This is a genomic window from Aerococcus sp. Group 2 (genome assembly GCF_905125285.1).
Lineage (GTDB): Bacteria > Bacillota > Bacilli > Lactobacillales > Aerococcaceae > Aerococcus > Aerococcus urinae_E.
The window spans coordinates 511,447-519,351 of sequence record NZ_CAJHPA010000001.1 but is presented as its reverse complement, the minus strand read 5'-3'; the positions used below and the strand labels follow the sequence as shown (position 1 = coordinate 519,351).

The window sequence follows — 7,905 nt, the reverse complement described above, 5'->3', positions numbered from 1 at the left end:
CCGAACACAGCAGTTAAGCTTCTTAGCGCCGAATGTAGTTGGGGGTTGCCCCCTGTGAGACTAGGACGTTGCCGTGCAATATTTTATGGAGAATTAGCTCAGCTGGGAGAGCGTCTGCCTTACAAGCAGAATGTCGGGGGTTCGAGCCCCTCATTCTCCATTATGATTCGTTAGCTCAGTTGGTAGAGCATCTGACTTTTAATCAGAGGGTCGGGAGTTCGAGCCTCCCACGGATCATTTACATGCGGGTGTGGCGGAATTGGCAGACGCACCAGATTTAGGATCTGGCGCCGAGAGGCGTGGGGGTTCAAGTCCCTTCACCCGCACTAATATAAAAGCCGGCTTAGCTCAGTTGGTAGAGCATCTGATTTGTAATCAGGGGGTCGAGGGTTCAAGTCCTTTAGCCGGCATTATATCTCATGCGGAAGTAGTTCAGTGGTAGAACATCACCTTGCCAAGGTGGGGGTCGCGGGTTCGAATCCCGTCTTCCGCTTAGCCAAATGGCTTAAAATTAAATATTATTATGCCGGGGTGGCGGAACAGGCAGACGCACGGGACTTAAAATCCCGCGGTGGTTAAACACCGTACCGGTTCGATTCCGGTCCTCGGCATAAACTTTTTATAAATAGGCACCCATGGCTCAACTGGATAGAGTACCTGACTACGAATCAGGCGGTTGCAGGTTCGAATCCTGCTGGGTGCATTACCGGGAAATAGCTCAGCTTGGTAGAGCACTTGGTTTGGGACCAAGGGGTCGCAGGTTCGAATCCTGTTTTCCCGACTTTGGGGGGATTAGCTCAGCTGGGAGAGCGCCTGCTTTGCAAGCAGGAGGTCAGCGGTTCGATCCCGCTATCCTCCATTACATTATAATTTGGCGGTGTAGCTCAGCTGGCTAGAGCGTCCGGTTCATACCCGGGAGGTCGGGGGTTCGATCCCCTCCGCCGCTATTAATGTTCGGACCTTTAGCTCAGTTGGTTAGAGCAGACGGCTCATAACCGTCCGGCCGTAGGTTCGAGTCCTACAAGGTCCATCTTGTTAATTATTTTATGGAGGATTACCCAAGTCTGGCTGAAGGGAACGGTCTTGAAAACCGTCAGGCGGGTCAAACCGCGCAAGGGTTCGAATCCCTTATCCTCCTTTACTTATTATCGCGGAGTAGAGCAGCTGGCAGCTCGTCGGGCTCATAACCCGGAGGTCGCAGGTTCGAATCCTGCCTCCGCAATTATTCAAAATTGAATAGGTCCGGTGGTGTAGGGGTTAACATGCCTCCCTGTCACGGAGGAGATCGCGGGTTCAAATCCCGTCCGGACCGTATGCGGGTGTAGTTTAGTGGTAAAACCACAGCCTTCCAAGCTGTTGTCGCGAGTTCGATTCTCGTCACCCGCTTACATTATATGGGCCTGTAGCTCAGCTGGTTAGAGCGCACCCCTGATAAGGGTGAGGTCGATGGTTCGAGTCCATTCAGGCCCATTTATAATTTGTGGAGGATTACTCAAGAGGCCGAAGAGGACGGTTTGCTAAATCGTTAGGTCGGGAAACTGACGCAAGGGTTCGAATCCCTTATCCTCCGTTATCCAATGGCCCGTTGGTCAAGCGGTTAAGACACCGCCCTTTCACGGCGGTAACACGGGTTCGATTCCCGTACGGGTCATATTTAGGTATTATCCTAATTTAAACTGGAGATATTGACATCGCGGAGTAGAGCAGCTGGCAGCTCGTCGGGCTCATAACCCGGAGGTCACAGGTTCGAATCCTGTCTCCGCAATTTTATTTTACCTAATTTTTTAGGTCCGGTGGTGTAGGGGTTAACATGCCTCCCTGTCACGGAGGAGATCGCGGGTTCAAATCCCGTCCGGACCGTTTCTTTTTCAAGGTCCGATAGCTCAGTTGGTAGAGCACTTGATTGAAGCTCAAGGTGTCGGCAGTTCGACTCTGTCTCGGACCATAAAAATATATTTTGGCCCGTTGGTCAAGCGGTTAAGACACCGCCCTTTCACGGCGGTAACACGGGTTCGATTCCCGTACGGGTCATATGTAAGCAACTCTATAAAGGGTTGCTTTTTTATTTGTCTAAATATATTTCCTAGCTTTGTTCAATTTGATAGATAAAATACACTTTATTCTGCAAAATCTGTCAAAAATTGGCCCTTTTTGATAGAATATGAAAGAAAATGATTGATTAACAGCTGGATTTCCTTTATAATATCCTATGTTAAAAGAGAAAACGATTTCAATTAATGGAGGGAGGTAGATTATGCTTACCGAAGAAAGGCAAAAGTATATTATGGAAGCCTTAACCAAAGTCCCTATCTTAAATCTTCAGGAGGTATCAAAACAGTTAGCTGTTTCTGAATCAACCATTAGAAGAGATTTTGATAGTTTGGAAAAGGCGGGGAAATTAGAACGTATACATGGTGGAGCCAAAAGAGTTCAGCAACGTAATATGGAAGCTTCCTTATCCGAGAAAAGCCAAGTGAATGTTTTAGAAAAACAACTCATTGGAAAATTAGCCGGAGAAATGGTTGCTGATCATGACACGATTTATCTTGATTCTGGTACCACGACGATTGAAATGATTCCCTGGATTATTAATAAGGAAATTATTGTTGTGACTAATGGCCTGGAAGTTGCCCAAGCTCTCTATCAATCACAGATCCACACCATTGTTGTGGGCGGTGAAATTAAAGAAAGCACGGGAACCTTGATCGGTGGCATAGCCTTATCTCAAGTTCAATCTTTTAACTTTGATAAAGCTTTTATAGGAATGAATGGCATTGATCTTGATACAGGATATACCACACCTGACATTGAGGAAGCACAAATTAAGAAGGCGGCAATTGACCATAGTCGTTACCGTTATATCTTGGCTGATGCAAGTAAATTTGACCAAAGTACTTTCTGTCACGTCTGTGATTTAGACCGAGCTATTTTATTAACTAATGAGAGCAATTCAAAATATGAAAACTATATGAAAATTATGGAGGTATCTCAATGATTTATACCATTACCTTTAATCCAGCTGTGGATTTAGTAATGCAAGTTGATGATATAAAATTAGGTGACCTAAACCGCTCCCATGAAGACCACTATGTGGCAGGTGGTAAAGGGATTAATGCATCAGTCGTTTTCCAGCGTTTAGGTAAGGAAAATATTGCCACTGGTTTTATCGGTGGGTTTTCTGGTCAATTTATTATTGATGAATTAGAAGCCGAAGGGGTTAATACCCATTTTATCGAGCTTGACCAGCCTACTCGGATTAATGTGAAGCTCAAAGGCCCACAAGAAACCGAAATTAATGCCCAAGGGCCAAAAGTCGATGCTGATAAATTCCAGGAATTAATGACCTACCTGAATGAAGAACTAACAGAAAATGATACGGTCTTTCTAGCAGGTAATGCTGCCCCTGGATTGGATGAGGAAGCTTATATCAGTATTGCTAAATTGTGCCTCGAGAAAAACGCCAACTTTGTTTTAGATTCTAATAAGCAATTACTAAAAGCATGTTTAGAATATAAACCTTTTATTATTAAACCTAACCGTGAAGAACTTGGTGAATTATTCGAAACTCAGATTGAATCAGACGCTGATTTAATAAAATATGCTAAGGCCTTACAAGAAGCTGGAGCTTTAAATGTTTTGGTATCTTTGGGTGGCGACGGAAGTTTATTGCTTACTGAAAGAGGGGATATCTACCGGGCCAATGTGCCTACAGGAAAGGTTATAAATTCTGTAGGAGCTGGCGATTCCATGTTGTCGGGCTTTATAAGTGCTTACGTTGAAAGTAAGGACTATGCAGAATCATTAAAAATCGCTGCAGCTACTGGGTCAGGAACAGCCTTTTCCGTTGGCATTACGACGAAGGACTTAGTTGAAGAATTAGTTGATCAAATTGTCGTTAAGAAAGAAAATTAAAAAGGAGGATTCAAAGCAATGAAATTATCTGATTTATTTGTCAAAGAGGCTATGGATCTCAACTTACAAACTGAAAGTAAAAAAGATACCCTAGTCCATCTAGCTAAGCGTTTCTCAGATTGTGGAGGCGTCAGTGATGCTGAGGCTTACGTGGAAAAATTAGAAGCCAGAGAAGCTCAATCCACTACTGGCGTTGGTGATGAGATTGCCATTCCCCATGCCCAACATGAATCAATCAAAGAAGCGGCTATTATTTTTGCTCGGAGCGCAGAAGGAATTGAATGGGAATCCTTTGACGGTCAACCAGCTAAATTAATCTTTATGATTGCTGCTCCAGAAGGGGGCGGTGGGGAACACCTGAAGGCCTTAGCGCAATTGTCTAAAGTCTTGTTAAAAGACGGAGTCAAAGATGCTTTATTAAAAGCAGAAAGTCCTGATGAAGTCCTAGAAATTATCAAGGCTCATGATGAAAGTGAAGAAGCAACGGAAGAAAATAGTGAAGCCAAAGCTGCTCCAGTTGAAGCGGATAAGACTGATAGTACTGATAATGATGTATATATCGTTGCCGTGACCGCTTGCCCAACTGGGATTGCCCATACCTATATGGCGGAAGAACGCTTGAAAAAAGCCGGACAAGCCGCTGGTTACCGGATTAAGGTTGAAACTAATGGTCAAAGTGGGGTAGAAAACCGCTTAACCAAAAAAGATATTGAAGAAGCGACAGCTGTTATTGTTGCTGCTGACAAACAAGTTGAAATGGCTCGTTTCGATGGCAAACCAATCATTATTGTTCCTGTTGGTGATGGCGTTAACAAGGCTGACCAGTTAGTGGAACGAGCAGCCAATGATAAGCTACCAATCTATCATGCTAAGAAAGGCCAAAATGCTGAAGAAGAAGAAGAGAGTTCAGATGGCGAAACATTAGGCCGTTTAGCTTATAAGCACTTAATGAATGGTGTTTCTCATATGTTACCATTCGTTGTTGCTGGTGGTATCTTAATTGCCTTGTCATTCTTCTGGGGCATTACTTCCGCTGATCCAGCTGCTGATGACTATAACCAAATTGCTCAAGCCTTAAATACAGTAGGTAACTTATCCTTTGCCATGATGCTACCTATGTTGGCTGGTTTTATCGGTCATTCCATGGCAGACCGTATCGGTTTAGTTATCGGGGTTATCGGTGGTATCTGTGCGGAACCAAGTAAATTTGCTGCCTTTACTGGGGTTGGAATTTTTGAAAATTCGGTTTCTTCTGGTTTCCTTGGCGCCTTGGTTGCTGGTTTCTTAGCCGGCGGTATTGTTTGGCTATTAGAAAAACTATTTGCCTGGCTACCTAAATCCTTAAACGGGATGAAATCGATCTTCCTATACCCAGTCCTTGGGGTATTGATTATGGGCTTCTTGATGCTTTTTGTGATCAATGGCCCAATGGGTGCTGTGATGAACGGCTTAATGAGCCTTATCAATAGTATTCCACCTTCCATGACCATTATTTTAGGTTTTGTGGTTGGAGCGATGATGTCTATCGATATGGGTGGTCCGATTAATAAAGCTGCCTATGTTACTGGTACTGCCCTAGTTACTGCATCTGCTGGTGCAGGGTCTAACGTGATGGCAGCCGTAATGTGTGGGGGTATGGTTCCACCACTAGCCATTGGTATCTCTGCTACCTTGAAGAAGAGTCTATGGACTGAAGATGAACGGAATAGTGCCTATGTTAACTATGTCATGGGGGCTGCTTTCATTACTGAAGGGGCGATTCCTTTTGCTGCTAAAGACCCTCTACATGTCATTCCACCACTAGCTATTGGTTCAGGAATTGCTGGCGCCTTAAGCATGTTCTTTGGCTGTGTTTCCTATGTTCCTCATGGTGGTGTATTTGCAGTCTTAGCTGGTGGGGTAACCAATGGTCTAATGTACTTAGTCGCATGGTTAGTCGGCGGACTTATTGGTGGTCTACTGCTTAATGTATTTTTAAGCCGCGCTAAAGCAAGTGAACAAAGTCAAAAAGCTGAATAGTTTAAGTAAGTCCTTGTGTGTTGCACAGGGACTTTTTTATGAAATGATTAATTTATGCAAAGACTAGTTGGCGTCACTTTTCATCTATGCTATACTTTTAGCTATTGAAGATTCTTACCTTCTTAATAACTTTTTTACACAACTCAACTCAGTTATATTTAAGAATCTTTAAGTCGCTGCACAGACTGTGCAGCTTTTTTTATTGCTTTATGATAGTCATTATAGATCAGTGATGAATACTTTTTACTAAGGGCAGGAACATTGTCATATCAAGCTTTAATTAGTAGAATATAAGGGTCAGCTCATTATGAGTAAAATAGTAGGAGGAATTGCAATGAAGAAATGGATTTTACGCCTAATGGCCCTATTAGCTGCTTTTACCCTAGTGGCTTGTCAATCAGGCAATACTGATAGTGATAAAACGGTAAAAGTAGGGGTAGTTGGTGAGAAAAATGACGAATGGGACTACTTAAAGGATGAATTGAAGGAAAAGGAAGGCATTGACATTGAATTGGTCAAATTTACTGATTATCGGATGCCAATTGAAGCCTTGGAGCACCATGAAATCGATATGCATAGTGCCTTAACCGAAATTTATATGGATAATATGAATGAAGAATCTGGCTATCACAACACCACGATCGGTTATACCACCCTTAACCCCATGGGGGTCTTCTCCAATAAGATTGAAAAGATTGATCAAGTTAAAGAGGGCGACAAGGTAGCTGTGCCTAATGATGTCTCAAATGAAAGTCGGGCACTCTTACTCCTTCAAGAAGCAGGGTTAATCAAATTAAACCCAGATAAAGGGCTCATGCCAACGGTTGAAGATATCACTGAAAATCCAAAGAATTTGGAATTCATTACCCTAGATTCCAACCAAACAGCTAGTGCTTTAAACGACGTGACGATTTCTTGCATCAATAACGATATGGCCGCTGACGCAGGCTTTGTGCCAACCAAGGATTCCATTTATTTAGAAAAGGCGACCGATAGTTCTAAGCCTTATTGGAATGTCATTGCTGTTGATGAAAAGAATAAGGATAATGAAACTTACAAGAAAATTGTGAAGTACTACCAAACCCCTGAAGTCGCTAAAATTATCGATGAAAAAAGTAATGGCTCAAGTATTCCAATTTGGGAAAGTCAAAAATAATTAAAAAAGACCTATCCCTAGCTAAGGATTCCCTTAGTTAGGTGATAGGTCTTTGCTTTATTATAAACCGTGTGTGAGAAGGTTTGGGCAATATCCCGTTTCGCTAAGGTTTAAGAGTGGACTTTTTGTTAGTCTAAATCATAAGACCACAGATCACTATGCCAGTAATCATCATCAGTTAATGATGTTTTCTTTCGTATAGTTGATCGGCGTAAAAAGTCAACCATACCTTTCGTCTCTTTAAATTCATTAGGATTATACATAACTGTTACAGAATAATTTTTATTATCTTTATCATAGATTAGAAGTGAGCCAATATTATCTATATTATCAAATGACATCGTTTCGGATTCGTTTAGTTCACTAAATTGATCGGTTATTGGATAATCAAGTTCTTTAAACAATTCAAGGATGAACCCTTTATCGACATTATAAATAGAGAAACTATTCACTCTTTTCTCATCGTTGGTGACATTTATCACACCATGGTCTTTCAATCTGTATAGTTTAAATTTATCTCTTTTTGGGGTTTCACTAACATCACCGTCTTCTTTCTCCACGTCTTTAGGGTCATATCCCGTCAATTCACATACTCTTCGTGTTGTTTGAGCAGGATTATCCTTGAGTATCCGTGGGCTTAGTCGTTTACTAGAGAATACCAACAAAAGGATAAATGGGATTAGAGCAACGAGTAATATTCTTTTGACAGGATTACCTTTAATCTTTTCGTAAATAGCAATTCCTAGTAAAGCAACGGTAAAAAGCAATGACATTGTCGCCAATGTTATTGACGTAGAAGTGCTTATCATAGATTACCT

General features: G+C 42.2%; 5 protein-coding genes, 22 tRNA genes and 1 rRNA gene. 27 read left to right on the top strand and 1 reads right to left on the bottom strand.

What is annotated here, in order from left to right; genetic code table 11:
• The 27 genes from rrf to JFU01_RS02290 all read left to right on the top strand — a co-directional run.
• A 5S ribosomal RNA gene (rrf, locus tag JFU01_RS08990) occupies positions 1 to 77 on the top strand; the annotation flags it as partial.
• A gap of 10 nt (positions 78 to 87) precedes the next feature.
• Positions 88 to 160, top strand: a tRNA-Val gene (locus JFU01_RS02415).
• A 4-nt stretch (positions 161 to 164) separates the two neighbouring features.
• A tRNA-Lys gene (locus JFU01_RS02410) sits at positions 165 to 237 on the top strand.
• Positions 238 to 244: 7 nt separating this feature from the next.
• A tRNA-Leu gene (locus JFU01_RS02405) sits at positions 245 to 326 on the top strand.
• A gap of 11 nt (positions 327 to 337) precedes the next feature.
• A tRNA-Thr gene (locus JFU01_RS02400) sits at positions 338 to 410 on the top strand.
• An 11-nt stretch (positions 411 to 421) separates the two neighbouring features.
• Positions 422 to 493: transfer RNA gene (locus JFU01_RS02395), tRNA-Gly, on the top strand.
• Between the two features lie 32 nt (positions 494 to 525).
• A tRNA-Leu gene (locus JFU01_RS02390) sits at positions 526 to 611 on the top strand.
• Positions 612 to 629: 18 nt separating this feature from the next.
• Positions 630 to 703, top strand: a tRNA-Arg gene (locus tag JFU01_RS02385).
• 4 nt (positions 704 to 707) lie between these two features.
• A tRNA-Pro gene (locus JFU01_RS02380) sits at positions 708 to 781 on the top strand.
• Positions 782 to 786: 5 nt separating this feature from the next.
• Positions 787 to 859 (top strand) — tRNA-Ala (locus tag JFU01_RS02375).
• Between the two features lie 14 nt (positions 860 to 873).
• Positions 874 to 947: transfer RNA gene (locus tag JFU01_RS02370), tRNA-Met, on the top strand.
• A gap of 9 nt (positions 948 to 956) precedes the next feature.
• A tRNA-Ile gene (locus JFU01_RS02365) sits at positions 957 to 1,030 on the top strand.
• Between the two features lie 18 nt (positions 1,031 to 1,048).
• A tRNA-Ser gene (locus JFU01_RS02360) sits at positions 1,049 to 1,138 on the top strand.
• 11 nt (positions 1,139 to 1,149) lie between these two features.
• Positions 1,150 to 1,222: transfer RNA gene (locus tag JFU01_RS02355), tRNA-Met, on the top strand.
• A gap of 17 nt (positions 1,223 to 1,239) precedes the next feature.
• Positions 1,240 to 1,312 (top strand) — tRNA-Asp (locus JFU01_RS02350).
• A gap of 3 nt (positions 1,313 to 1,315) precedes the next feature.
• A tRNA-Gly gene (locus JFU01_RS02345) sits at positions 1,316 to 1,386 on the top strand.
• Positions 1,387 to 1,396: 10 nt separating this feature from the next.
• Positions 1,397 to 1,470, top strand: a tRNA-Ile gene (locus tag JFU01_RS02340).
• A 12-nt stretch (positions 1,471 to 1,482) separates the two neighbouring features.
• Positions 1,483 to 1,570: transfer RNA gene (locus JFU01_RS02335), tRNA-Ser, on the top strand.
• A gap of 9 nt (positions 1,571 to 1,579) precedes the next feature.
• Positions 1,580 to 1,651: transfer RNA gene (locus JFU01_RS02330), tRNA-Glu, on the top strand.
• 41 nt (positions 1,652 to 1,692) lie between these two features.
• Positions 1,693 to 1,765: transfer RNA gene (locus JFU01_RS02325), tRNA-Met, on the top strand.
• A 22-nt stretch (positions 1,766 to 1,787) separates the two neighbouring features.
• Positions 1,788 to 1,860: transfer RNA gene (locus tag JFU01_RS02320), tRNA-Asp, on the top strand.
• 12 nt (positions 1,861 to 1,872) lie between these two features.
• Positions 1,873 to 1,945, top strand: a tRNA-Phe gene (locus JFU01_RS02315).
• 14 nt (positions 1,946 to 1,959) lie between these two features.
• Positions 1,960 to 2,031: transfer RNA gene (locus tag JFU01_RS02310), tRNA-Glu, on the top strand.
• Positions 2,032 to 2,254: 223 nt separating this feature from the next.
• Positions 2,255 to 2,995 (top strand): DeoR/GlpR family DNA-binding transcription regulator, encoded by a 741-nt coding sequence (locus JFU01_RS02305; protein WP_013669665.1) that lies wholly within the window; start codon positions 2,255 to 2,257, stop codon positions 2,993 to 2,995.
• Positions 2,992 to 3,912 carry a 1-phosphofructokinase gene (pfkB, locus tag JFU01_RS02300; protein ID WP_195855687.1) on the top strand — a complete coding sequence of 307 codons (921 nt, stop codon included), beginning with the start codon at positions 2,992 to 2,994 and terminating at the stop codon, positions 3,910 to 3,912. Before JFU01_RS02305 ends, pfkB begins: the two co-directional genes overlap by 4 nt.
• Positions 3,913 to 3,930: 18 nt before the next feature.
• Positions 3,931 to 5,931 carry a PTS fructose transporter subunit IIABC gene (locus tag JFU01_RS02295; protein ID WP_195855686.1) on the top strand — a complete coding sequence of 667 codons (2,001 nt, stop codon included), beginning with the start codon at positions 3,931 to 3,933 and terminating at the stop codon, positions 5,929 to 5,931.
• 334 nt (positions 5,932 to 6,265) lie between these two features.
• Positions 6,266 to 7,087 carry a MetQ/NlpA family ABC transporter substrate-binding protein gene (locus JFU01_RS02290; protein WP_013668515.1) on the top strand — a complete coding sequence of 274 codons (822 nt, stop codon included), beginning with the start codon at positions 6,266 to 6,268 and terminating at the stop codon, positions 7,085 to 7,087.
• A 128-nt stretch (positions 7,088 to 7,215) separates the two neighbouring features.
• On the opposite strand, the gene JFU01_RS02285 is transcribed toward JFU01_RS02290, so the two are convergent.
• The gene (locus JFU01_RS02285; RefSeq protein ID WP_195855685.1) at positions 7,216 to 7,896 is read right to left on the bottom strand and encodes a hypothetical protein; all 681 of its coding nucleotides are present in this window, start codon (positions 7,894 to 7,896) and stop codon (positions 7,216 to 7,218) included.
• Positions 7,897 to 7,905: the final 9 nt, after the last annotated feature.